Source organism: Kaistella flava (ex Peng et al. 2021), from assembly GCF_015191005.1.
In the GTDB taxonomy this organism is placed as follows: Bacteria; Bacteroidota; Bacteroidia; order Flavobacteriales; family Weeksellaceae; genus Kaistella; species Kaistella flava.
In genome coordinates this window covers 1,518,925-1,545,610 of the sequence record NZ_CP040442.1, presented here as the reverse complement: position 1 = coordinate 1,545,610, position 26,686 = coordinate 1,518,925, and the positions used below count along the sequence as shown (strand labels likewise).

Sequence of the window (26,686 nt, the reverse complement as noted above, 5' to 3'; positions counted from 1 at the left end):
ATGATACAGAAAAAATTAATAATATTCGTTTGTCTATTCGCAATTATTATGGGATATGCTCAGAAAAAGATTCCTGTAATAAAATCTAATACATTAAAGGTTTCTATTATTGAAGATGGGTTAGCAAAAACGGTGTGGAACTTAGATTCGACTATAAAACCTGATATTTATAACACTGGAAAAATAACTAAACGAAAGAATGTTAAGCTGATAACAGATATTGATTCTATTGAAATTAAATTAAGACCAGAACAGAAATTTGATTTCATTGTTTTATATAAACATAAAGATTCCTGTTATACAAGGTTTCAAGCACCCAAAAGAAAAAGTATAGTAAATACTAAAAAAGATATTGATACAATTTCTTTCGTTCTTACAGATAAAAACAATATCGTATTGAAAACCATTTTTAATAAGAAAGACACTTTAAATCTGGTATTCGATACTGGTGCTTCGGGTTTTCATTTAACGAAAGAGGTAATAAAAAAAGAGTACAATCCGAATGATTCCAAAGAAAAAATAACAATGAGTGATCTTGCTAAAAATCAATTCCAAATTGGAAATATGATATGGAATGATCAGCAGATTTACCCAATTGGCGAAATTCCTGAAGGAGCTTCTGGACTATTGGGATGGGATATTTTCGATGAAAAAATTGTTGAAATTGATTATGATAAAAATAGATTGATTTTGTACAATAAAAAAAGCAAAATAGATAAAAAATACCAATCCTTTAATCTAAAATTTATTCGGGAACATTTTTTCATTACTACTCAATTACAAATTAAGAAGCAAAAATTTGAAAATATTTTTCTATTTGATAGTGGTTATCAAAGGACTGTTCTAATAGATAAAGATATTGCTAAAAAGCAAAAATATCCAGAAGAAAAACTTCCTATTATCGCAAAAACAACCTTGAAAAATTCTAGAAATGAAGATGTCAAGGTAGTTACCTTATTAAATGAACGAATTAATTTCGGGAAATATAGTCTTACAAATGTCCCCGTACAGTTGCTTTCTACTTCTAATCCTCTCGGATTTAATGCTCATTTTTTGGGAAATGAAGTATTAAAGCGGTTTAATACAATTTTGGATTTTCAGCAGAATGTGGTCTATTTGGTACCTAACAAATATTTTTATCAGGAGTATGCTGAAAAAAAATAACACTATTTAAATATGTTCATTTTAAAATGAGGGCGGTCGCCATGTCCTAACTGATGGCAATAGTATTAACCAAAATTCAACTCTTATGAAAAAGAAAGTAAAATTAGTTTCTGATTTAGAGAATAAAACTCTTGTTAAGAAAGCTATTAAGACTTCCGAAAATGAGAAAATGGATCTGTATAAATCAATTTTTGGCGGAAACACAGCGTCAGATAACTGTAATGTCGCAATTTCCAAAATTGATGGAGCATCTGCTGCTTACAATAAAACAGATCAGTTTTTAAGAGTTTAACTCTTTCTCATTTCATTCTCCGTCAGTTTTTTTTGCTGGCGGAGTATTATTCAATTTTTAATATGAAAAAAATAACATCTTTTGTTCTGAAAGTAGCCAGCCGTTGCAACTTAAATTGTTCTTATTGTTATATGTATAATTTAGGAGATAATACTTATTTATCACAACCTAAATTTATGTCAATTGAAACGATTACAATATTCGCAATGAAACTGAATGAATATTGTATAAGAAACGATGTAAAATATTTACAAATAGTTTTTCACGGTGGAGAACCGTTATTGTGGTCAATGGATAACTATAAGAAGTCTGTCGAAATTTTCACTAAAACAATTAAAAATGTGACATTCGATTTCGCATTGCAGACTAATGGAGTAACTCTTGATGATAAATGGTGTCAACTTTTTAAAAATCTCAATATAAGAGTTGGGATAAGTATGGATGGCCCTAAAAAACATCACGATAAATATCGAGTCTTCCATAATGGAAAGGGGTCTTATGATAAAGTAATGACAGCAATTGAAAGGGGAAAGAAATATGGATTTAATAGTATTTTATCTGTTGTTAATTTAGACATCTCTCCAGAAGAGTTTTATGATGAGCTGAAAAACTTGGATGTCCAGAATTTCAATTTATTATTACCTGATGGTCATTATGATAATTTACCTGATGGTTTTCATAGTGATAAGGTTAATACAATAGATCATACCCCATACGCTGATTGGCTTATTGAAGTGTTTAAAATATGGAAAACTGATACCAATAGACCTATGATCCGTTTCTTCCGAACACTGATAGAGCTTATTATGGGAGAACAAATTGGAGATCAAATGTTAGGAACATTAACAAATGGTGTTGCAGTATTGGAAACAAATGGCGCTTTGGAGGTTTCAGACTCTATCAGGGCTTGTTATGAGGGAATTACTAGAAATAATCTCAATATTTTTAATAATAGCATTGAGGATTTGCATGATGACCCTCTATTCGAAATATATTTTAATAGTCATAGTATGCTGAATGAAAAATGTATAAACTGTTTGCTCTCAAACATATGTGGTGGCGGGTTTTTAGGAAATAGATATTCTAATGAAAATGGATTTGATAACCCTACTATATATTGTTATGATACTATCAAACTTGTTTCATTTATACAAAATGATATTCTGTCTTCTCTACCAAATGATATAAACAATTCATTGGAAATCCATTCTTTGGATTATGCAGAAATGGTACACGAGATTAATATCTCTACTTCTTCTAAAATTGATAAAAGCATTAAAAATAAATTAAATTCTTTTAAATCAAATGTTAAAGAAAGGAATATTACTTGTTAATCGGATTGAAGAAAATTTCAGAAATCAATTACTAATTAATTCTGGAGTCCAACGGAGCTGTGAAGTCAGTGATTTAAATTATCTGAAGAATTCCTTTATTCCCAAAAAAGATTGGAGACCAATTACTGATAGTGAATTCAAAAAACTAGTAACCAATAATTTTAGTAATCCTTTTCACAAAACAATCGCAATTGGAAATATTCCTAAGGATATTGTCTCTACAATTCACAAATTGGAATTATCGAATTGTAAGAGTTTATTTGATATTGACTCTACATTGAGGAGTAAAGAAAAATCGATTACAGAGCTTAATAATAAACTGGAAATTTTTCTCGGGACAAAATCGTCAATTCCAAAATTTCGATTTCACAGGATTACAAAAGGACAACCTAATCACGAAACAACCACATTTCATTTTATTAATAAAGAATTTGTTCGTTATACTGGATTGCATATTGATGAAAGTCGAATTTTCACACCGTATTCGGCATATAAATCTGATAATCGAATTTCTATAAATATCAGTGAGGAATCACGATATCTGTTTTATGTCAATCTATCATTAAGACAAATTTCTAATTTGATAAAAAATACAGAAATCACAGCAAGTAATATTGTTGAAAAATTTTTTGAACAAAATCCTAATTATCCAATAATAAGATTGGAAATTAAACCCTACCAATATTATATCGCACCTACGGATAATTTTATTCACGATGGGAGCACATTGGGGAATGAAAAACACGACATTACAATTGTTTATACGGGAATTTTTGATAAATATTAATATGAAGCTAAAATCAGGAATAAAATTATTACACCACTCGATTGATTTCAGCGATGCTATCGAAATTAATTTGGGGATTATTCATCATAAAGATTTGATTTCTTTGAAAGTCCCTTTAATTGATGAAGAAATTGAATGCCATTACGAAGATGATGCTTATCTCCCTAAACGTGAATGGAGATGCCTTTCAAATGAAGAAAATAAAATAATAAGCACAGAAGCATTTAATAAAGATTACAATACAATTTATTTAGGAATACTTCCTCTTCGCTTACAAAATCTATTCAAAGAATTAAACTTGATTAATTGTAAAACTGAGAAAGAAGTATTTGAACAGTTTATTATTAATAAAAATAAAGTACAAGAAACAAATTCGCTTCTTAACGAATTTGTTGGCACTATGTCAAATACCCCCGTAGAGTTCTTGAGCATTGCAACAAATTTTGCTAACTGCGAGAGCGTTTCAGTAGATAAAAGAAAATTACCAGAGAATCACACATTTAGTGATTTAAAATTCATTGGACTTCACAAAGACAGTTCCAACATAGAGATGACAATATATACATCAAACAAATTTGGAAATAGATTAACAATCAATCTTGGAGCAGATCATAGATATTTTCTTTTTGTAAATCTTACAATCCTACAAATATATAATATGCTAAGGCAGAAAAATGTTGGAAAAGAAAATATAAATAACAAAAATATATGTAAATTATTTTTTGAATATTTCCCAGATTATCCAATCTTAAAAATAAAACAAAAACCTTATGAATTCTATATTGCACCTACAGATAATTGTATTCATGACGGAGCAACAATACAAAAACAATCTTTAGATATAGTCTTAACGTATTTAGGTCATTTTAAAATTTAAGTTTTTACAATGGAATCCAAAAAAGATATATTAGATAATATTGAACTACGCAGCGAAAGTGTTCAAGACATTCTTTCACAACCACCCCATTGGATGATTCGGTGGGGAAATACTATTATTTTCATTATTTTACTATTGATTCTCGTAATGAGCTATATCATCAAATATCCGGAATTTGTCCCGGCAAGTGTTATCATCACTTCCCAAAATCCACCGGAAAAGTTAGAAGCCAGAACCAATTCTAAAATTGAAAAAATTTTAATCAAAGACCATCAAAAAGTAAAAACAGGACAGGTAATGATGGTACTTCAATCTACGGCAAATTATCACGACATTTTGGAATTGAAAGATATTACCGACTCATTATCAACCAATCAGTTACAATCTTTCCCACTTCAAAAAGTATCGACTTTTAAATTGGGAGAAATACAGAGCGATTACAATAGTTTTGCAAAAGCTTTTCAAGATGAAAGATTATTTACAAGATTACAACCTTATGCCCCGGAAAACCTTGCCGCAAACCAAAGCCTTTCTGAATATAGAGGAAGAATCGCCAATCTTCAACAGCAAAGGAGCATTGAAGTTGCCAAATATGAATTAACAAAAAAGAATTTTCAGCGTTCGCAAGAGCTATTTAATCAAGGCGTTATTGCAGCACTAGAATTGGAAAATGAAAAAATAAAATTTCTTCAGGCGGAACAAAATCTTAAAAACATTAATATTTCTCTTTCTCAAATGCAAGAAGCCATTTCTGGTCTGAATAAAACAAAAAGCGGAGCTTCTATCAATACAGAAAAAGATAAGATTAATTATTCTTCCCAAACTCTGCAATTATATGAACAATTAAGAAAATCCTTGCGACAATGGGAACAAAGCTATTTATTCATTTCTTCAACGGACGGTACTGTAAGCTTTCAGCAGTTTTGGGGAGAAAATCAATTTGTAAAACAAGGAGATGTGCTAATGTCAATACTTCCTGAAAATACAGAATCTCTAATTGGAAGAATGCAAATTCCTTCTGCGAATTCAGGAAAAGTACAAACGGGACAGAAAGTTTTAATAAAACTTGATAATTACCGCTTTCAAGAATACGGAATTATCGAGGGAAAAGTCCAAAATATTTCACTTACACCCGATGAAAATGGAAATTATTATGTCGATGTAATTCTGCCAAAACGCTTGAAAACGTCTTATAATAAAACATTGCCATTTGATAAAGAATTAAAAGGCAATGGTGAAATCGTAACGGAAGATTTGCGTTTGATAGAGAGATTTTTCTTTCAAATTAGGAAATTATTAGGCTATCAAACTTAACTATAATTAATGTTTGAGCATGAAAAATATATTCGGTAAATATTTCATAATTAATAATACTTGTATAAAAACTACAACCATATACCAACCTGTTACAAATAATACATGGTACATAATATCACTTAAAATTTTGAGGGAAACCTCATTTTTCAGTAATTCTAGCTGCGTAAAAAGTATCCACCCACTTCCATATCTGTGTAAAGTAAACCCACCTTATTTTATAAAAGGTGTAAAATAATCCCACCCTGCTCACAGAACCTGCACAAAAAAGACCCACTGTAAAAATTCAATTTTATTGCTTTTTTTCTTCAAAAGCAATAATTCTCAAAAACATTGGCTATCAATAATATCCAAGTTTTTTCAGACCTCTGAAAAATCAAAACTTTCATTTAGCAAGATGTGTCTTTGTATATACAAACTTTTGCAAATTTTATATCCAAAGACGATCTTGCCTTTTTTGCAAAAAGGGAGAAAAACTTCGGAACTCGTTTTTCTATTTTATTAGAATTTTTCAAATGAAATGCAGAGTACTATTTTTTATTCTTAGTTTGATAAATTTGCTATGGAAAAAGTATAGGAGTAAGTTATTTTCATTAAAAGATATTTATTTTAATAAATTTGTAATAAACCAAAATGTAATGAAATTTATAGATAAATTAATGCTCCAATTATCAGAGCATAAATGGGTGTTGTTTCTGTTATTTTTCTATTCGTCTTTTCAAAGTTTTATCTTACGTTATTATCAAGAGTATATTGTAAATAAATTTCTAGTATTCTTTTCTGAATCTTGGGTTACTGAATGTACCTTCTATCTAGTCATTTCTTTAATCATAGTTTGGGCTATTAACAAATACATAAAGGGGTTTTATTTTAAACCGAGCACTATCGTCTATTTTGTAATTGCAGTATTTTTTTATTCTTATGTGAGATGGGTTTTTCGTAATGATTTAAAATCATTAGAAACAATACCTGTTCTTAAATATTTTGATCTCATTTATTTTATAATTGGAACTGTTATCTTGTTGCAAATTTTTTTGAAATTTAAGAGAAATGAAAGAGATATTAAGGAAGAAATTCCTTTTTATATAGATGCTCCTATTCGTAATTCGTCACAAGATATTCTCAATAGAAAAGAAAAGGCATTACAAGTTGCCCGATTTATAAAAAGTAATCATTCGGATTCATCTATGGCGATAGGAATAGTAGGGAAATGGGGAGATGGAAAAACTTCTTTTATGAGTTTGATAGAGGAATCATTTATTGACAATAATGACTATATAGTAATTAAATTTCGGAGTTGGTTAAATGTTTCGATCATATCAATTTTTAATGATTTTTTTAGTACTGTTGAAAAAGAAATTAAACCCTATAGCATAGATATTGCAAAAGAAATAAAAAGCTATGGAAAATCAGTTTTGCCTATTTATAAAAATTCAGTGACAGAAATTTTATTAAATTCTTTAAATCTCATATCCGATAAGAGTGTTTCAGATGATTTTGAAAATTTAGATAATCTTCTTAGTAAGTTAGGCAAAAAAGTAGTGGTGTTTTTAGATGATTTAGATAGGCTGCAACCTAATGAAGTATTTGAATTGCTAAAGTTAATTAGAAATACGGCTTCTTTTAAAACATTCAATTATATTGTAGGCTATGAAAAAGATTATCTTATAGAGTCACTCAAAACTAATCAAATCCCAAATCCAAAAAAATATTGTGATAAAATCTTTTTAAATGAATTTTATTTGTTGCCAATTAGCAATAATGAGATAAATCAATATTTACAAGAAAGTTTAAAAAGAGCTTTGAGAAATAATATTTCTGATTTCGATAAAATTTTTGAAAGATATTCTCTTTATTCTCAACACAACTTAGGTGAGGTATTTAATTCAATTAAGAACCTGCGGGATGCAAAAAGATTTCTAAATGAATTTTTCATCAGCGTTGAAAGAATAAAAGATGATGTTGACATTGGGGATTTTCTTATAATAAAGTTATTGAAATTCTGTTATAATGACGTGTATTTTTTAATTTATTCGAATAGAAGTAAATTTATCGGGAGTGATGATAATTCAGGTTATCGTTATTCCGGTGGGGTGAGAAGAATTAGCCTTAAAAAAGATGATAAAAATTGTTCTTACGATTTTGATGAATCAATTTTAAAAAAATATCTGAAAGAAAATAATTTGTATAGTACCGGAGAGTTTGATCATTTAAAGATATTATTCCAAATCCTTTTTATGGAACACTCAAAGGAATCTTTATCATTTGGCTTTAATCATAATTTTTATAAATACTTCAATGATGAAATTGATGATTCTGAAATTCCGACTAAGGAATATGAAACGGTAATAAATTCTGACTGGAACTATATTATAAATAGCATTCAGAAATGGAAAAAGGGTGGAAAATTGTTTGGACTGACAGCTCATTTATATCATACTGAAATCAGAGATTTTGATACCAAAGAAAAATTTGAAAACTATCTAATGCTTTTGTTTTATTTGGGGAATTTAGAGCTAACCGAAAAACAGTTAATTTATTTTCATCTTGATTTTGATTATATTGATCGATGTATTAGTAATTACGAAAATAAAATTACTAAAAGATTTTATGGAGGTGATACTACCAAATATAAAGAGTTTTTGCTAAGTCTTCTTTATGGAGCTAGTTTTCCATACATTTTTGAAATGAGGATTTGTAAATATTTATTTAAAAGAATATATGATGAGGATAAAAATCAAATATTGGCAAAAAAGGATCTACAACATTACATAATTTATGGATTTAAGAACTTTGTAGAAAAAATGGAATATTCTAAAGATGATTTCTTTGGTGCATTTAGTAGAGCGAGCTTATTGAATAATTATCAACAAGATATTAATAGTAATGCTTGGTATGAAAAAGAAATAATTCTTCCTGAAATAAAAGAAATGTCAAAAGAAGTAATTAAAAAATTTCCGGATCAATTTCTTACAGATATTTTAGATGATGGAGGCAGTAGAAAATCCAATAACGATGCTGATCAAAAACAAATTATAGGTATAAATAACATTATATTAAATATCTTTCCTTCCTATGATAATTTTATAGAGTTTGTAAGGAAAGATATAAATAATGAATCGAGTATTTTTAAAAATGAATTTTTAGCATTTGCAGATAAGTTACCAACAAAGGATGACTTTATTCCATTTGAATTTGTTTTTCCGCCATTAAAAAATAAATTGCAGAAAATTAGAAATAAGCAATTTGTATAAGATTTTAATTTGGGTAGCGTCCCATTAACTTACACAGTTAATGGGACGCTACTATTTTTGCTTTTCACTTTTGCAACCTTTGAAAAAATCTCCATTTATTACTTTCAAAAATAGCTAAATCATTTCAGTAAAAAGGTGAAAAGAATGGAGTACTTTAAATAGTTCACGTTAATTCCTCAAAAGCAGTCATATTAAAAACTGCTTTGTGATTTTCAATTCCAAATTTCATAACTCCATAATAGAAAGTAAATGTGAGAAAACTTCCGATCAACGTTCCCATTTCTTACCCGATGGTAAAACAAAACCCTAATTATTAAGCATTGGCATTTAATAAATTTTCAAGTGTCTCGAATTTTATAGAAGCATGATCTTTAATTACATAATAAATTTTGTCAGAGTTCGTAAATTCAGCTTCATTTTTTTTTAAATATCTTATTGTTTCACTAAACTCATTAAAGTGATTCCCTATCTGTATAAAGATACCTGTTTCGAATTGTAATTCAGTTATATACTTACCTAATTTTTTTAAATCTTTTTTAACATTAAATTTCCCATTTGAAGAATTAATACTCTTGACTGTCTTTATTTCACAAGCAATCTTTTGCTGGTTTAAATTATTTTGTTGTTCATGCAAAATTAAGTCTGGATAGACGATATCATTAAAATTATTTCGCAGAACTGATCCATCTTTTCTTATTTCTCCATTGATGAGTAAGTTCTCATAATTAAACTGGTTCGCAATTAATCTCCACTGATGATATAGTTCGTAAGCAAATACTCTTTCAGACATTTGTTTATCAATTCCATACGGCCATATTACATACTCATTAGGAACTTTCAGAAGTGCAAGTAAAAAATCAGTGAAATAAAAGTTTTCATTATTTCTGTTTTGTTCAAATTCGAATATTTGATTATTTGCTATTATTTTCATTTTTTATTCTGCTTTTTAACGCGTAATGTTTCGGGATTTCAGCAAGCCAGCTTTCTCAATTGTTGTTTTATTAAATTTGTTTTTATTGAACCAAAAATAAAATCTTTATAATGGCTTCAAAAAAGGATCTCTGGAGAATTTAAGAATGAACAAAATTTTGAATCGCGGTTGCAACGAAGTTAAAGGTTTTTCGAAACCGCTGCAATGATTCGAAAGGAATATTATAATCCAAGGAAAAAGCCCCAGAAACTTTAAAAATTATGCACGACATCTAGCAGCGATAGCACCGCAATTTAAAATTTATTCACCCAGTGTCACAGATATGTTTCGTAAAGTTGATTTATTAGTTCAAAATTTTCCCAAAAAAAACAGTCCTGCTAAAAAACTGTTTTTATATCCTCAATTCCAGATTCGATAAGTCTATAATTTAACCAAAATTGGAGAAGCTCTGTTCAGCTCTTGTCTGATAGACAAATCGAAATATTAGTTATTAGAAGTTTTATATTATTTCAATCTCATCAAATTTATCTAATGCAAATGGTACGAAACCTTGCTCTTCATCTTCTTCGACTTTAACATCGTCTAAATCAATTACAACTATTTGATTTAATTTTAATTTTACCGATTCTTCTATTAAAAAATAATGTTTGTTTATTTCTTCGGAATATTTAGGCAAATTATCATAAGTCCAATAGTCAGCTTTAAACATTGCATAATCTATATCAGCATTACAATCTATTGATATTGGTACAAAGGCTTCGTTACCAATAATTTTTATATCTGAAAAATTAATTTTTAATTTTGGGTCAGTCATATAATGTATCGTTGCTGAATTATCATCTGATTTTAATTTGTCATCATAAAATTCTAAATAGCTAATGTCATCTATAAACTCAACAACTTCTTCTTCTATTTCTGTTTGATATTTATTTAAATATCGATTTATAAAATCTAGTTTTTTCTCATTATCTATTAGTTTGTTATAAGTTTCTAATATTTTTTTAAATATTTGGTCTTCAAATAAATCAGTAAAACATAAATAAACAGTTGTATTTTCTAATAAGGTTTCAATAGACTCTTTAAATTTTTTGTCATTAGTTATAATGTATAATTTTTCTGTTTCACTGATTTTTTTTATTGTCTGATAAATAAATGCATCTGGAATATCATTGCGATTTTTTAAATATGAAAAAGGTTTATTTCCTGAAAAATAATCTTTGAATACAACTTCTGATTCGTCTTTATCAAATTTGTGTAATATAGATTTTGAATATTTAATAAAATCAATCCATTGATTTGCAATTGAATTTTCGATTTTATTTTCTAGAATTGATAATTGGTTAATGATAAATTCTGAATGTTTGATTTCATTTCTACCTAATCCTAATCTCGGCAGGGAATTTAAAGCTGAAAGAGCTTCTTGAACTTTTTGTTTAGACTCATATACAGTTGCAGTAGTGCATTCTTTAAAGACAAACCAAGGAATATGATTGATTATTAAATTTCTACATCCTAAGTCTTTTATTAAAGACAAATCCTTTTTATTTAGATTTCTGTCTTTTTTATATTCCGTACTATCTATAATTATGTTCATAGGTAATTAAGTTATAGGTTTCTTCGGTTTTGTGACAAAATTTCTGATACTTTTAGTCTGTGTAAAAACCTCCTTTTATTATTTTGAAAAATAGCTAAATTATTTCAATAAAATGGCGATAGGACTGTTATTACACCAAAATAGCTTATGTCAGTTTCATAAAAAAGTACTCATACTAAAAAACTGGTTTAATATTCTCATTTACAGATTCGATAATTCCATCAAAGAACCAAAATTAGTGAAAAGTTCACGAAGGTAAAGTTTATCCTGAGCAATGCCGAAGGGTTCAGGGGTTTTCATCTATTTTTTTTTAGACAAAGCGAAAGCTTATTAACTACAATTTTAAATTCTTAATTAAATCCATCAAATCTGTATGAACTTTAAAAGTTTGTTTGAAATCATCTAAATGAACTCCAATATTTTCTAAGACTATTAAATTCATATTTGTTTGAGGATAATAATACGCTGCTGAAGGAAAACCGGGACTGTATCCAAATGCACCGATTTCGATATTTTGCTGTTTATCTTTGAATAATAATCCATAACCATATTCAATTTCATCAAATATCGGATGAACTCTCGTTGCGAATCTAGTTCTCATTAGATCTAAAGTTGTGGACTTTACAAGTTTCCCAGAATATAGAAGTTTATTCCATTTCAATATATCTTCTACGTTAGAAATTAATCCTCCTGCGGCAATATATTTTACAGGATTTCCTTCGGCATAAATCAATTTTCCATTTTTATTTTCCTCATACCCTTTTACAAGATGTTTATAATTTTTATTATCTGGATGAAAGGTGTTTTTTAATCCATATTCATTAAATAAATTAGTTGATATTTCCTCAAAAGATTTATGATATATTTTCTCAAGTATTTGAGAAAGCAATCCAAATCCTATCTGCGAATAATGGAATTTAGTGCCTACTCCAAATTCAAGAGGTTGGTCAATTTCGACAATTCCATGAGTATGAGTGAGTAAATGATGGATAGTGACCTGATCTGCCCAAGGTTGATTAATAGGTAGATATTTATTGATTTTATCGGTGAGCTTTAAATTACCTTTTTCATACTCTCTAAGAATTAAAACTGCAGTAATTTGCTTACTGATTGATCCTATAAAAAAAAGATCGCTTGTTTTTAATTCCGTTTTGTTGCCTAAATCCGAATAACCAAATGCCTTTTTATATTGAATTGTAGAATCTTTTGCTACTAAAATTACACCATTGAAGTTATTATTTAAAGCAATGCTATCTATTGTAGATGATAAAGAAGAGCATTCTTTAGTATTGATTTTATTAGTCTTACAAGACGACGCTAATAGAAGTAATAGAAAGAGTAAAGCATGATATTTCATATTATTTTTTTTGTTTGAACAACCAATTTGGAATTTCATCATTTAACAATAATGGAATTGTAATATTTCCGTGATTAAGTTCATTATAAGTTTTGAATACCAAGTTTTTATTGCCTTTTAATTTTTCAAATAATTTTAGGCTTCCTTCATAAGGATTTTCAGTATCCTTTTCCCCGTGAATTAAAAAGATATTCTTATTTCTTAAAGCCTTTGAATTGGAGAAATCGGGGACAGCAGCAACAGAAACAATTGCCGCAAATTTATTTGTTGATATACTTATTAAATTTTGAGCAGTTGATGCTCCCATAGAATATCCAACTAAATATATTCTAGATTTATCAATTTTATATTCTTTTTGGAATTTTTCCAATAAACCAAAAATCAAATGAATATCATTGAAAGGTTTTGAAACGAGAATTTCATTTTTATCTTTTGTATAATTTGAAGACCGTTCATTGAATTGTGGTACAATAACAAATGCATGATATTTATTATAAATTTCTTCCCTAATCCAAATTTTTGATAAGGGTTCAAGCTGTTTTTCATTATCATTTCCAATTCTTGATGAATTGTGAAAAGCTATTATGACAGGATAATTTTGTTCCCTATTATAATTTTGGGGAAGTAATAATCTATAAGGTATTTCCCCTTCGTCTTCAGTATAAACGTGTTTTTCAAAAAAATCATTTGATAAATTATTGATTGAATTTCTGTTCTTTACAAAAGTCAAACTATCTACTTTTATATTATCGAAAAGCTGAGTTTGAGCATGAGAAAAGAATGATGTTGTGAAGAATAAAAATGTGATAATTGTTCTAATTTTCTTATACATAGGGTTTTTATAAAATTGTAGCTATCGGCAGTCCGTGTAAAATATCCGTTTATTATTTGCGAAAATAACTAAATTATTTCAATAATAAGGCGGTGAATTCGTGAATTTAATAATGCAATAGATTACTGGAATAGTTCGTAATAAAGTGGTTTTACGAGTTTGAAAAATTCCTATTCTGGGGAGATTCGGTTCGTTTTATTGATGCTTTTGTTGTAGATATCGATTTAAAATTGTTTGGTTTTGAACGATAAATGCTTAAAACAGAAGGACGGCCGAGTTTCAGTACGAAAATATTTCTCAAAATCTATTTATATGGTTATCTGAATGAGTTTTATATCTAGAAAGTCAAAAAAATCAATCATTCTAAAAAGCTGCTTTGTAATCCTAAATTCCAAATTCGATAACTCCAAACGAAAACCAAAATTAGAGCTCCGACGGTTTCGTTCTAAGGGTTTTATTTTATTGTTTCGTTGATTGTTAATTCATTTTACAGGCAAAATGAAAGTTTAGTTATTATTCCTCATTTTTAAATTAACCCTAATTGTTTTGCGATATCTTGTATTAATTTTGACATAGGTCGCTTATGAGTGTCGTTTGGACTGTCATAATTACCTAGAATAAAACGATTAAAATTTGATGTATTCGGAAATAGGCTAGTAAAAGAATCTGAAAGGCTGTCCTTATAACTTTTATTGTATATTTTGGATTTCCAGATTATTTCTTCAACTATGTCTTTGTGTTGATTGTATAATTTTGATATATGAAATAAATTTTCATGGTTTGTTTTTAGATCCAAATCAATACTATCAAATATTATAACCAACTCCTCTTCGTTCTGTGTAAGTAAATAACGCAACATTGACCTTTTATCTAGTGAAAAAGAGAATGGCTCGATTAAATTATAATCGATAACATACAGATTAAATAGTGCGGTATTATCATATTTAGTTTTATTGCAATGTGAGCAGCATAGTATGAGGTTAAAAAATGAAGTTGACAAAAAAGGATATTTAGATTTTGGGTAAAAATGATCCAATTCATACTTACCTGAAAGAGTTCCATTAGTCGATTCTGTGGTAATTGAAAATTGAGCATTACAGTATATGCAGGATTTAATTCCAATTTTTTTTGCGTATGGCAGAAATTCTTTGTCACGCACTGCATCATAACGCATGGCATCCAAAATTAAATCATATAATTGCTTTCTTTCAAATCTGATGTTTCCGACTGGTGGAGTAACTGTTGTAGCTAAATCGTCCTGAGTTAAGCTAAAATAATCATCGTTGTAATTTTGAAAATCATTTGGCTGAAGTGTAATTATCTCAGAATAATTATCTATTATTGTTTGAACATAATCCGCATACTGAGTAAGACCACAATCAACCCTAAGATAATCTTCCAAGACAATTAGATTGCCTGAAGTCCTATCGCTGTTAATAGGTTTCTTAAAGTTAGCTTTTCTCTTTTTAAAAAGATTGTTATGATAATCCTCTGCTAATTGTACAATATTAGAACTTATTAAGATTCTTCTCATTTCTCTCTTTTATAATGTTCAAGTTCTTTTTTTAAATTTTATATCTTTTTCATCCTGCAAATTAAATTTCTCATTGTACAAGCTTTGCAATTGTTTTTGAATAAGTGGCTCACCTACAAATGAAATAGTTTCTTTTATATTTTCCTTTTCATCAATTATTGATTGTAGTGGTTTATTCAGTTGTCCGATAACCTTTAATATTTTTTTACGTGCATATTCTCCAATAAATCCGTTTTCTAAAAAGAAACTTTGATAAAGAATATCATTGATGTTTGCTCCAAATGGATTCTTGAATTGTTCTTTACTTTGGAGAATACCATTTTTGAGATGCAATATATTACACATCGGAATATCTGATAATACAAACGGTGAATGAGTTGCAATTATGATATTAAAAGAACAATGTGTGTTTAGTTTGAGACGTTGTATTGTCCTTATTAAACTATCAACAAATAATCTCTGGTATTCGGGGTGAAAACATAATTCAACTTCGTCAAGTATTAAATTTATGCTACGATATCTTACACGGTTACTTTGTTGGATTGATAAGATGTTTTTGATATGGTAAACGAAAGTACTCATTGTATAAATAAATTGCCTTTCGCCAGAACTCATCCTTTGAAATAAAATAGGTTTATTAGGTTTGCCCTCTTCATTTTCTGTTTTTTCTAATTTTATATTGAAACTAAAAAAAGGAGGTGGTAAATGTTCGGTTATATCGTCAAGCCCTTTTGGTTGCTTATTTAAAGCCAATCCCTCAATGTACTCATCATAAGAAAAATCAAAATTTAAATGTGGAGGAGATTCAGAAGTTTTAGAAGACCAGTCAAGATATTTTAATGTTTGCCGGATTTTTAAAGTTATATGAGATTTATGTTTTTTTATTTCTTTTACAAGTGCGATTAAATCAATATTATCTTTCTCTTCTACAATATCTTCAAACTTATTTATATCACCAAATCTTTCAAATTTATCAAAACTAGGATATTTAGAAGCAATACTAAGTGTTTTATAGACCAAATATAGACATGAAATATTATGTGGTTCCAGTTGCGATGGTGAAGTCTCCCATCCGTATTCCTTTAATATTAGTGATGCAAAACTTTGCTTATCTAAATTTATAAACTTTTTGATAAAATCATCAAAATTTGCATCCTTTTTTTTCCAATAAGCGAACTTTTTTGAAAACAGTAGAGGCTCATAAGTATATTCAATGGTGTTTAATTGATATCCTTCTATAAATTGTCGCTTATTCCGCTTGGATTCAATTAGAATTGATGATAAACGGGAGTTAGTAAGTTGGTATTCTTTTCTTAAATCAATAGTACCATTATGCCTATACGGATTTAGCACTATTGGAGTTAAGTAACCATCGTTCTTATGAAATAAACTATTAATCCAGATTGCGCTTGAATCAATTCCGCTTTTCTCATTTGTATTAAATTGAGTTGAACATTCTGTTTTATAATCAAAATCAATAAATGACTGCAAAGAATAATTCGTTACAATGGAATAGAAGAACATTTTAGCAATCTCTATTAGCTCTTCATTTTTAAGCTCTTCATAAAATGTAAAATCCGAAAATTTAGCATTTTCCTTGCTAAATGAAATTTTATAATTTCCAAAACTAAATCCAATGAATTCGCCTCGACATATTAATGAACCTAAAGTGTTTCCTTTTACAAAATATAAATCTGAATGTACACCTTCAATATGGTATATTACCTTTGCGGCACGCCTTTTCTGTTTTTTTACAAGATGTAAAGCGAAATTATTAATCATTCTATACATTAATTCGAGTATAGAACTTTTCCCACTTCCATTTTTACCTACGATAGCTTGAATACTTATGTTACTACCAAAAAAATTATCTTCAGGTTGCCTATGATCTGATATTTGTACTATACCTTCTTTGACTTCACACCATTCATTAAAAAGATAGTATCCATCTTCTAAGTTTTTTCTTATATGGTTATCACATTCTCTGTCAACATATAAACCTACAATTGAAAATTGTTGATTCGTTTCTTTAATTGACTTTTTTGTGTTTTTTTTCATTTCAGATTTTTGCTTTTTTAAAATGAGGAATAACGATTCGGGTATTTCTGAAGGCGGGGATAAATATACCAAAACTTTATACTTGCAAGAAATTTAATTAAGGACAAAAGATCTCACTGAAACTTCATTCTCTATCAATGTTTATTATTTCGAAAGTTGCCACTTAATATTTTTTTTGATTGAAATAAAATTTTTTGGAAAAAAGACATTCCAGATTATTCTTTTTTAGTCTTTTCAAAATCCAGATGAATCCAGATTGTTCTTATTTAGCCTAAGTCCTTTGATTACTATTGTTTTAGACGGTATTAACGCTCAATTTTGTCTCGAAGTTTTTAATAAAAATACAGATGAGAAAATTGATTTATTTTTTATTGTTAATAGCAATATCCATTGAAGGACAAGTTGGTATCAATACTCAAACTCCGGAGACAACTTTAGAAGTGGTAGGAAAACCAAATGATGTGAATCATTTTGATGGAATTATTCCTCCACGAATCACGGGTGATCAGTTAGGGGAAAAATCTTATTCTTCAACAAAAAAGGGTGCTATCATCTTTGTAACAACTTTACCATCTATTCTCTCGGGACAGGTCATTCATGTAACCGAACCGGGCATATATTATTTTGATGGTAGTCTGTGGAAATCTTTTTCAAAAGAAAAGCAGCCGATTGAATACAAAATTGTATTGACATTTGACCATAACAGCGCCGCAGGTCTTACCACAACCTCTACCTGGTCTGAACCCGTTAACTATTCGGGAAATCCGAACGCCTATTTAACTGCTCTAAAATCTTATACGATAGGAACTAAAAATTATGGTGGTTTAAAAGGATCAGTATTATTTAGAAAAGTTCAAGGAATCGTCAATGTATTTTTTCAAATCTACAGATCAAGTGAATCAGAGCCAATATTGGGTGACGCCTTTATTAATATTGGAAATATTTACAGTGATATCGGATATATTCCTAATCAGATTGTTTTACTGCATACCGAAAATTCAACCCAATTTTTTCCCGCACTACTTGAAAATTTTGCGATACAAATTCCGAAAAGTTCTTTAGAAGCAATATCTAATACCTACTATACCTACGGAGAAATTCAAGGGTACTCCAATTGGACCAAACCCTATTTACCTTAACAATTAAAAATATTATTGGTCTTATTACTCAGAAGAACATTCGGGAATATTTAAAAATAAGATGGTGAAAGAAAAACTGATTATTCTACGAATTCAGAATTCTAAAAAAGAAGATTGGCAAAAATACTGTGCGAAAAGAAATATTTCTCTGACGAGCTTAATCATCAATTCTGTAGAAGGTAGAATTCTGGACGACGAAAGAAGAAAAATAATAGTGTTCATTGAAAAGCAGGATAACCTATTTGTAAAAATAGAAACCAACATCAATCAGGTTGCAAAAATCGTGAATGGGCAAAAATTTATAAGTGAAATAGAATTAAAGAAATTTTCAGAGAAGTTATTAGAAATAGCAATTCTTAAAAAACAGCAAAATGAAATGTTTGAAAAAATTTACTCTTTGCTTGCAAAATGATTGTTAAGGTTATGGCTGCTGCGGGTTCGAGTTTTCCAGGAGTCAATTACAACGATAAGAAAATTGATAAAGGAAAAGGGCAATTAATGCTGATGAAAAATTTTCCATCATTTATTAATAAGTCCAGTAAGAAAGAGCAAGTCAGAGATTATTTGAGAGCGATTTCAATTGGGAATAAAAAAGTACTAAAACCTCAGTTTCATGCCATGATCTCGACCAAATTTCAGGAACATTCAAAAGAGGAGTTGGCGAAGATTGCAGAAAATTTCATGGATGAAATGGGTTACGGAAAACAGCCATTTACAGTAGTTTTTCATAATGATACCGATAATAACCATGTGCATATGGTTACTACAAGAGTAGACAAAACAACCGGGAAGAAGATTAATGATAGCTATGAAAAACTAAAATCACAAAAAGCGTTGGCTCAAGTGATGGAAAAAATATACGGACTCAATGAGGATGAAAAATTAAACAAATTATTGAAATATAAGATCAGTTCTCTTAACCAACTGGAAACTTTACTCGAAAGAAGCGGATACAAAATGGTCAAAAATAAGAAAGATGAAAACGCTTTTGATATTCTAAAAAACGGAGTGAAAAAGAAAACTATTAATGGTAACCAAATCGTTTTCGACCACCAAAAGAATGATAACAGGAAAAATCAGATCAAGGCCATTTTGATAAAATACAAAGAGATCCATTCGAATAAGGTTTTTAAAGTGGAAGATAATAGGAGGCAGGAATCAATGCTACCAGATGAAAAATTATTTCCTCGAGAAAATTATTCAAAAATGAAAATTGAGTTTGAAAGTGAACTTCAAAAAAAGCTGAAAGACATTTTTGGGATTGATACTGTGTTTCATCAAAAAGATGATTTTAAACCATTTGGTTACACCTTAATCGACCATAAAACAGGAAAAGTTTATAAAGGAAGTGAGGTAATGAAAATGAATGATTTGTTTGAATTCACTTCCGATAAAATTGATAAAAAGCTTTTTGAAATATTGAAGGATTACAATATTCCCAATCTAGAGTCAAAAATGATTCTACTTGAATTTTTAAAAATAAAAAATCCAGTAGCCGGACTACAAGATTTTATGCTTTTTGAAAACAGAGGGAAAAAGGATTTGGATACCTATAGGAAAGTTCAAAATGAAGTAAGGGATTTTATTAAAAAGCAGCGGAAAGTGAATGATTGTATTTCTATTGCAAAAAGTGCGGATGGAAAAGTGTACGCAGTTCACACCAGATTCCATTATATCGGAGAACTCCGAGCATTATTAGGAGAAAATGAATACCAAAGATATTTTAATGCAGAAGGAATTTTCAATATGGAAATAGAAAACCGAGCTCAAAATAATGAAAAAAATGAGATTATAAAAGCAGTAGATGAAATGTTATTTGAATTGATGAAGAGTACGACAACTGCAAAAGATCCTGCTGAGAATGAACTTAAAAAGAAACGAAAACGTAGAAAATAAAAAACGGAAAAAATGATTATCACTTTTGCAACTCAGAAAGGAGGAACCGGTAAAACTACACTTGCCATTGCCTTTGCTAATTACATTTCGACAATTTCAAAAAGAAAGCTTAATGTCTTTGATTTTGATTTTCAAAAATCATTTTACCACAAATGGAAGGAAGATGAAGCGCTGAATCTTCCAAAGCTTTACGAAGTTGAAATTATAGAGGAGGAAGTGGAGCAGCCATTTTCCGATTTTGAAACCATTATTGGACTTAAAGAAAGTGAAGATATTAACCTGTTTGATTTGGCAGGAACGCTTGATGAAAAATATATCGATTTATTGATTTATAGCGATTTCATCATTATCCCTTTTGAATATTCTGATGTCTCTGCAAAATCAACTTTAGTATTTGTCAATTTAATGGGACAGTTGGAAAGCCAGGCAGAACGCATTTTTATTCGGTCAAAATATGATAAAGGCTATAAATATCTTAATCAAGAAGGAATGGATTCGGAAATAGTAAAATATGGTATTCTATTGAAGAACCCTGTTTTTAAAAGGAATTGTCTACAAACAATTAGTACGAGAGAACTAACGAAACATCAAAAATATGCAGTTAAAAACTCATTGGATGAGCTCATTAATTGTATCAACGGATCGCTGGAAATTTCGCTTTAATAAAAAATGTTACCAGAAAAAACACTTGAAACAAATGACACAATTTATCATTATTCTACTCGCACTTTATGCACTCTATTACGTTGGGAATATCGTCTATGACCTCTTTCTTAAAAAAGAATCTGCTGTGAATTCTGAAGAGAATGAAGACTTTTATCACCTTGATTTTGAGGAGTTAAACAAAACCGAAGTCACAACTGTAGGTATTGAAGATGTCGAAAATTTAAATACTCCAAAATCATTTAGTCAACGTGAATTTCCAATTGAAACAACGCTGTTAGAAGAAAGACAAAATATGGATCATTGGAGAGAACGGTTTGAATCTGAACAAAACATTGATTCGTTTAATGCTAAAAAATTGATAGAACCAACCGAAGAAAAAATTATTGAAGATTCCGAACTAAAGTTTGAAGAGAAACTTGATTCCGTAATAATCGACGATGAACGAATTCAGAACCAACAAAATGACGAAGTGAATTTAGCAATCAAAAAATTAAATAGTGACCGATGGAAGAAAATGTTAAATCTAGCTGAAACCAATGTTCAATTAATTAAGAACATCGATGGATTCAAAGTTTATCAATCATCCGCAATGTAAATCAATAATAATTTTTAACCCTTAATTTTTTAACATGATGAATCAAGAATTCAAAAAACACAAAATGATGAAAAGAGCAATAACTGTTTTTGCGATTGTTCTGTCCTTAACTCCTGCATTTGCACAATCTGGTGGTAGTGCTGCTTTAGGTGCAGCAGCCTCAACTATTTCCGGTTATATCACCGATTTGGGATTGCTGATTTATGCCATTGGTGCCATCGTAGGAACGGTCGGAGGAATTAGGATTTACAACAAATGGACGAATGGAGACCAAGACATCAACAAAGAAATTGTTGGTTGGGGAGGTGCCTGTATTTTCCTTTTGTTGGTTCCAACATTTATTGCGGCAATATTCTAATGGGATATTTCCTTTATAAGGGGTTGAAAAAGCCCCTTATATTTTTCGGACTAAAAGACAAGTATATCTACTTCGCAATGGGTTCCGCCGTTGGTGGACTTATTACAGTTGCGATACTTTCTTCTTTGTTTGGATTATTCGGAATGATCATCGGCGCAGCAATAGGAGGAACTGGAGTATTTCTCATTTACAAAATGCAGGATAGGAAAGGACTATATAACAAAACAAGGAATGAAGAAGAATTGCACATTATTCCGACAAAATTCAGAAATGTAAAACTTTTACCAAAAAAAGTAAATCATGAACTTAAAGAAAAAAACTTTTGATATTCCTTTTATTGGGTATGATTACGGGAAAGATAATAACTGGAATTTTGATGTGCTCATCGGTCAGTTCGGCAATCCTGTTATCGGAATACAAATCAAAAATAATGTAGAACAATATTCTGCTGACCCTGAAGCTTATCTACAATTTCATACGGTTTTGAATCAAGTTGTTGCGATCATTGGGGAAAATCATATTGTTCAGAAGATTGACATTTTCAGTAAACAAAAATATACTGCTGAAAAATCAAATGAATTTTTACAGCAAAAATATTCCGACCATTTTGAAGGGAGGATGTTCAAAACCATCGATACCCTTTTATTGTTTACGGAGATAGTAGATCAAAATTTAAAGAAAACCAAATACAATTTTTCTGAAAAAGCGTACAAAATATTAAGAGATAAATGCCTTAAAATCTTTATGCTTCTGTCTCAAAATGAGTGCGATCCCAAATTTTTAAAGGAAAAGGATTTCGAACATTATATCAGTGGAATTTTATCAATGAATTTTGCTCAAACGCCCTCTTTTGATAATATTAAAGCCACGCATGAACATCTTAACATCGGTAACAAATTTGTTAAAACGATTAGTTTCGTAGACATAGAAAAAATCGAATTACCTTCAGAAATTGAAACCTATTCCTATTTAGGTGGTAACGGTTCCGCTTCAGAAACAGCAGTTGACAATTTTTCTTTTATCAATGAATTAGACGATTACAAAACCATCGTTTACAATCAGATTATTTCGATTCCACACCAAGCTTCAAAACAGCGTGAGTTAGAAAAAAAGAAAAAAAAGCATGAAGGTGTCGCAAATAATTCACCGTCAAATGCCATCGTTGCAGAAGAAATTGATGAACTGCTTCATAATATAGCGATGGACGGTCAACTCATCGTCGATGCCCATTTTTCTATTTCCTATTCTACAGATTCTCTTGAAAAAATGGAAGAAACTCAATCCTTAATTGAAAATAAATTGTTCATGAAAGGAATTATCGTTTCCCAAAATTCTTACAATCAACTGGAGCTTTTTAGATGTTGCATTCCCGGAAATGCAGTGGAACTGAAATCATACGATTTATTTACAACGACAAGCGAAGCTGCGCTTTGTTTTTTTTTTAAAGAAAGTTACCCCGTAAACGAAGAATCAAATTTTTACTTACGCTTCACAGATCGACAAGGCGTTCCCTTAAAAATAGACCCATCAGATTTACCCATGAAAACCGGCAGAATAAATAACAGAAATAAGTTTGTACTTGGTCCGTCCGGTTCGGGTAAATCTTTTTTGATGAACAATATCGTGGAGCAATATCTCACTTATAATTATGATGTAATTATTGTGGATACCGGCGATTCCTATTCCGGTCTTTGCGCTTACAAGGGCGGGAGATACATTCAATATACGGAGGAAAAACCAATTACAATGAATCCTTTTTTAATGGATAAAGAGGAATTTAACATCGAAAAAATTGAGTTTTTAACCAATCTTATTTTTTTGATTTGGCAAGGTGCAGATGCTTCGATGAGTTCAACTCAAAAATCTATTTTAGATAATGTGTTGATGTCTTATTATCATCAGTTTTTTAATGGTGGCAACAATTGGTACGAAGAGAAAAGTTCTGAAGAACTATTTCAATATTTACGAAAATACAACATTCACGAAGAGGATATTCATGCTGATTTTGAAAGCGAAATTAAAGAACATCAAACCTATTACGATATTCTGGAAATTCCTTTTGATGCTACCACTGCTCATGTTAGAGAAAAGGGACGGAAAATGATTCAGATTTATCATCCCGATAAAAATTTGGATAACCCGGATTACGATTCTTCTAAATTTTTTCAAGTCTTTGAAGCTTACGAAACTTTGAATGATGAAGAACGAAGAAAGATTTATGACGAAACGCAACTCATATTGACCAAAGCAAAATCGGTAATAAAAAGACCGCAGAATACGAAAGAATGGAACGATGCACTACGAAAAGCGCTCATCAAAAGAATTGTTGAGTTAGAGAATAAACTTGCGTTTGCAGAATTATCATTTAACAGTTTCTACGACTATTGTGATCAGTTCTTACCGATTTATCTCAATAATAAAAAGCACCGAATTGATGAAAGTGAATTCAAACTAAGAACATTCTTATTCGTATTAAAAGACTTTTACAAAGGTGGGCGATATGGCACAACGCTGAATGAAAATGCAGATAGTACTTTATTTGATGAGCCCTTTATTGTTTTTGAGATTGATAATGTAAAAGACAATCCGAAACTATTTCCGATCGTCACGCTGATTATTATGGACACGTTCATCCAGAAAATGCGATTGAGAAAAGACCGACGAAAAGCACTCATCATTGAAGAAGCATGGAAAGCAATTGCTTCAAAATTAATGGGAGGTTATATTCTTTATTTGTACAAAACAGTAAGGAAATTCTGGGGTGAAGCGGTCGTGGTAACTCAGGAACTCGATGATATTATCGGGAACACCGTTGTGAAAGATTCTATCATTAATAATTCCGACACTTTTATACTACTAGACCAGACTAAATTCAAAGATAATTTTGATAAAATCGCCTCTTTGCTATCACTAAACAAAGTGGAACAAAACAAGATTTTCACCATTAATAATCTGAATAATAAGTTCGGAAGAAGCCGCTTCAAGGAATTCTATTTAAAACGTGGATCGAAAGGAGAAGTCTATGGGAATGAAGTAGCCTTGGAGCAATATTTAACCTATACGACAGAAAAACCTGAGAAAATTGCCATTGAATATTACGCGCATCAAGCTGATAGTTATGATGAAGCACTGCAACTTTTTATCAAAGATTTTACTGAACTGCAGGACAAAATGGAAAATATGGTTGGTTTAGTCAATCTCTATCAACAACCTCTTGATGAAGATATTCTTGGTTATTATCAGGAAATAAGAAACGCAAACAAAGACCAAAATATTTTGAAAATAATTGGACAGGAAATGCAAGATCGTGGATTGAATTTAAAAGAACTCCTTCATTCTAAAAAGCACGATTATGAAAAAGTTTAGACTTATTCTTTTGTTGATCGTAGGAAATTTCGTCTCGGCGCAAAACACTTACATCGATGTGACAACAACACTTGCGTTAAAATTATATTCGGATAATCTTGAAAATCAGCAGGAAAAAACAATTACGGAACAAACAAAACTGCAACAAGCTCAAGCTTGGGTAGGAACACAGATGGTGGTGGCAAATAATATTCAAAACACCGTTCTCAAAGGTTTGAATGAGGTATCTGGAACATTGAAAAATGGAGTACAGGTGATTGGGATTTATAACGAACTGGACCGCTGTTTACAGTATTCAAGTGATATTTTAATTCTAACAAAAGACAAACCGCAATATGCTGTTTTTGGAGTTAAGGCGTCTCAAAAAGCGTATGAACAGGTCATAAAATTGACCACAGATGTCACAGACTTATTAAAGCCAGGAGAATTAAATCTTGCCACTGCAGGAGATCGTTATAAACTACTTTTTTCGGTTTCTCAAAATGTAATAATGCTTAAAATATGGTTGCTTTCTACCAAACTGAATATCGAAAGAGCTATAAGGTTAGGATGGTTTCAGTCTATTAATCCCTTTCAAGGTTATATCAATACTGATATAAGCATTGTGCAAAACATTATGTGGACTTATAAAAACAGATTCTAATATTTAAAAAAGGCACCATGAAAAAAAGACTATTTCTTTCAATAATGCTTCCAACAGTTTATCTGGTAATTACTTCATCCGGAGGACATGTGACTCCTCCTTGGGAAAAAGAGAATGTTTCATTTCCGATGATGAATCAAGAGATTCGGCACACGATGCAGGAAAATGAAAGACAGAAAGAAATGAAAAATTGGCAAGACACCAATTTAGCAACCGAAGTTGTCAATAAAAAACAATGGGAAAAGTTTAAGGAAACCACGACTAAAATTCAAGACCGATTGAGAATTGTTGATTTTGCAATGCAGGCCATTCCCACCGGTTATGCCATTTTTCTAGAAAGTCAGAAAATACAAGATATTCAATCCAAGATAATTACAGAAATCCAAACTGCACCTTATTCACTCATTGTTGTTTTGCCTGCAGAAATAAAATTTGTTGATGATATACAAATGATTGTGCGATTACTAACGGGTATTGTTCTTTCCTATGGTGCCATTAATCAAATGGAAAAAGCGGAAAGGAAAATTTTATTAGAATTTGCTTTGGAGGAAGTCGCAAGACTTCGAAGAGATTCCTATTTCATGTTGATGAAGATCAGAGATATCAAGCGAAAAGTGGAGTGGACAAAGTTTGTTGTCCTCAATTATATCAATAAGGACAAACAGATTGTAGAACAAATTATCAATCACTTTTAA

Annotated in this window: 23 protein-coding genes; 17 read left to right on the top strand and 6 right to left on the bottom strand. The window is 30.0% G+C overall.

Annotation, left to right across the window (positions count from 1 at the left end; all coding sequences use genetic code 11):
• The 7 genes from Q73A0000_RS07050 to Q73A0000_RS07020 all read left to right on the top strand — a co-directional run bounded on the left by Q73A0000_RS07050 (position 1) and on the right by Q73A0000_RS07020 (position 9,022).
• Positions 1 to 1,164 carry a hypothetical protein gene (locus tag Q73A0000_RS07050; RefSeq protein ID WP_193813350.1) on the top strand — a complete coding sequence of 388 codons (1,164 nt, stop codon included), beginning with the start codon at positions 1 to 3 and terminating at the stop codon, positions 1,162 to 1,164.
• Positions 1,165 to 1,249: 85 nt separating this feature from the next.
• Complete coding sequence (locus tag Q73A0000_RS07045; protein ID WP_193813349.1) at positions 1,250 to 1,456, top strand: hypothetical protein; 207 nt, start codon at positions 1,250 to 1,252, stop codon at positions 1,454 to 1,456.
• A gap of 62 nt (positions 1,457 to 1,518) precedes the next feature.
• Complete coding sequence (locus Q73A0000_RS07040) at positions 1,519 to 2,790, top strand: radical SAM protein (protein WP_193813348.1); 1,272 nt, start codon at positions 1,519 to 1,521, stop codon at positions 2,788 to 2,790.
• Complete coding sequence (locus Q73A0000_RS07035; RefSeq protein ID WP_193813347.1) at positions 2,762 to 3,577, top strand: hypothetical protein; 816 nt, start codon at positions 2,762 to 2,764, stop codon at positions 3,575 to 3,577. Before Q73A0000_RS07040 ends, Q73A0000_RS07035 begins: the two co-directional genes overlap by 29 nt.
• Before the next feature lies 1 nt (position 3,578).
• A complete protein-coding gene (locus tag Q73A0000_RS07030) occupies positions 3,579 to 4,454 on the top strand; it encodes a hypothetical protein (RefSeq protein ID WP_193813346.1) in 876 nt (291 codons plus the stop codon).
• Positions 4,455 to 4,463: 9 nt separating this feature from the next.
• Positions 4,464 to 5,768, top strand: coding sequence for an HlyD family secretion protein (locus Q73A0000_RS07025; RefSeq protein WP_193813345.1), 1,305 nt, complete (start codon positions 4,464 to 4,466; stop codon positions 5,766 to 5,768).
• Between the two features lie 638 nt (positions 5,769 to 6,406).
• Positions 6,407 to 9,022, top strand: coding sequence for a P-loop NTPase fold protein (locus tag Q73A0000_RS07020; RefSeq protein WP_193813344.1), 2,616 nt, complete (start codon positions 6,407 to 6,409; stop codon positions 9,020 to 9,022).
• A gap of 313 nt (positions 9,023 to 9,335) precedes the next feature.
• Here Q73A0000_RS07020 and Q73A0000_RS07015 read toward each other — a convergent pair whose 3' ends face one another.
• From Q73A0000_RS07015 to Q73A0000_RS06990, 6 genes are all read right to left on the bottom strand, one after another.
• Positions 9,336 to 9,953 (bottom strand): hypothetical protein, encoded by a 618-nt coding sequence (locus tag Q73A0000_RS07015; RefSeq protein ID WP_193813343.1) that lies wholly within the window; start codon positions 9,951 to 9,953, stop codon positions 9,336 to 9,338.
• A 499-nt stretch (positions 9,954 to 10,452) separates the two neighbouring features.
• Positions 10,453 to 11,547, bottom strand: a complete 1,095-nt coding sequence (locus Q73A0000_RS07010; RefSeq protein ID WP_193813342.1) for a hypothetical protein — start codon at positions 11,545 to 11,547, stop codon at positions 10,453 to 10,455.
• Positions 11,548 to 11,881: 334 nt separating this feature from the next.
• A complete protein-coding gene (locus tag Q73A0000_RS07005) occupies positions 11,882 to 12,904 on the bottom strand; it encodes a serine hydrolase domain-containing protein (RefSeq protein WP_193813341.1) in 1,023 nt (340 codons plus the stop codon).
• 1 nt (position 12,905) lies between these two features.
• On the bottom strand, positions 12,906 to 13,736 hold the full coding sequence (locus tag Q73A0000_RS07000; RefSeq protein WP_193813340.1) for an alpha/beta hydrolase-fold protein: 831 nt from the start codon (positions 13,734 to 13,736) through the stop codon (positions 12,906 to 12,908).
• 526 nt (positions 13,737 to 14,262) lie between these two features.
• Positions 14,263 to 15,270, bottom strand: a complete 1,008-nt coding sequence (locus Q73A0000_RS06995; protein WP_193813339.1) for an HNH endonuclease — start codon at positions 15,268 to 15,270, stop codon at positions 14,263 to 14,265.
• A gap of 18 nt (positions 15,271 to 15,288) precedes the next feature.
• Complete coding sequence (locus tag Q73A0000_RS06990; protein ID WP_193813338.1) at positions 15,289 to 17,328, bottom strand: AAA family ATPase; 2,040 nt, start codon at positions 17,326 to 17,328, stop codon at positions 15,289 to 15,291.
• Positions 17,329 to 17,675: 347 nt separating this feature from the next.
• Here Q73A0000_RS06990 and Q73A0000_RS06985 point away from each other — a divergent pair, with 347 nt between their 5' ends.
• The 10 genes from Q73A0000_RS06985 to Q73A0000_RS06940 all read left to right on the top strand — a co-directional run bounded on the left by Q73A0000_RS06985 (position 17,676) and on the right by Q73A0000_RS06940 (position 26,686).
• Positions 17,676 to 18,467 carry a hypothetical protein gene (locus tag Q73A0000_RS06985; RefSeq protein ID WP_193813337.1) on the top strand — a complete coding sequence of 264 codons (792 nt, stop codon included), beginning with the start codon at positions 17,676 to 17,678 and terminating at the stop codon, positions 18,465 to 18,467.
• Positions 18,468 to 18,528: 61 nt separating this feature from the next.
• A complete protein-coding gene (locus Q73A0000_RS06980) occupies positions 18,529 to 18,879 on the top strand; it encodes a hypothetical protein (protein ID WP_193813336.1) in 351 nt (116 codons plus the stop codon).
• Positions 18,876 to 20,363, top strand: coding sequence for a relaxase/mobilization nuclease domain-containing protein (locus tag Q73A0000_RS06975; protein ID WP_193813335.1), 1,488 nt, complete (start codon positions 18,876 to 18,878; stop codon positions 20,361 to 20,363). Before Q73A0000_RS06980 ends, Q73A0000_RS06975 begins: the two co-directional genes overlap by 4 nt.
• A gap of 12 nt (positions 20,364 to 20,375) precedes the next feature.
• Positions 20,376 to 21,026, top strand: a complete 651-nt coding sequence (locus Q73A0000_RS06970) for a ParA family protein (RefSeq protein ID WP_193813334.1) — start codon at positions 20,376 to 20,378, stop codon at positions 21,024 to 21,026.
• 34 nt (positions 21,027 to 21,060) lie between these two features.
• On the top strand, positions 21,061 to 21,624 hold the full coding sequence (locus Q73A0000_RS06965; RefSeq protein WP_193813049.1) for a hypothetical protein: 564 nt from the start codon (positions 21,061 to 21,063) through the stop codon (positions 21,622 to 21,624).
• 34 nt (positions 21,625 to 21,658) lie between these two features.
• The gene (locus Q73A0000_RS06960) at positions 21,659 to 21,982 is read left to right on the top strand and encodes a DUF4134 domain-containing protein (protein WP_410504124.1); all 324 of its coding nucleotides are present in this window, start codon (positions 21,659 to 21,661) and stop codon (positions 21,980 to 21,982) included.
• Between the two features lie 23 nt (positions 21,983 to 22,005).
• On the top strand, positions 22,006 to 22,308 hold the full coding sequence (locus Q73A0000_RS06955; RefSeq protein ID WP_317174285.1) for a DUF4133 domain-containing protein: 303 nt from the start codon (positions 22,006 to 22,008) through the stop codon (positions 22,306 to 22,308).
• Entirely contained in the window at positions 22,283 to 25,348 is a 3,066-nt protein-coding gene (locus tag Q73A0000_RS06950) for a TraG family conjugative transposon ATPase (RefSeq protein ID WP_193813332.1), read from the top strand. Before Q73A0000_RS06955 ends, Q73A0000_RS06950 begins: the two co-directional genes overlap by 26 nt.
• Positions 25,335 to 25,991, top strand: coding sequence for a hypothetical protein (locus Q73A0000_RS06945; RefSeq protein ID WP_193813331.1), 657 nt, complete (start codon positions 25,335 to 25,337; stop codon positions 25,989 to 25,991). Before Q73A0000_RS06950 ends, Q73A0000_RS06945 begins: the two co-directional genes overlap by 14 nt.
• Before the next feature lie 17 nt (positions 25,992 to 26,008).
• Positions 26,009 to 26,686 (top strand): hypothetical protein, encoded by a 678-nt coding sequence (locus Q73A0000_RS06940; protein ID WP_193813330.1) that lies wholly within the window; start codon positions 26,009 to 26,011, stop codon positions 26,684 to 26,686.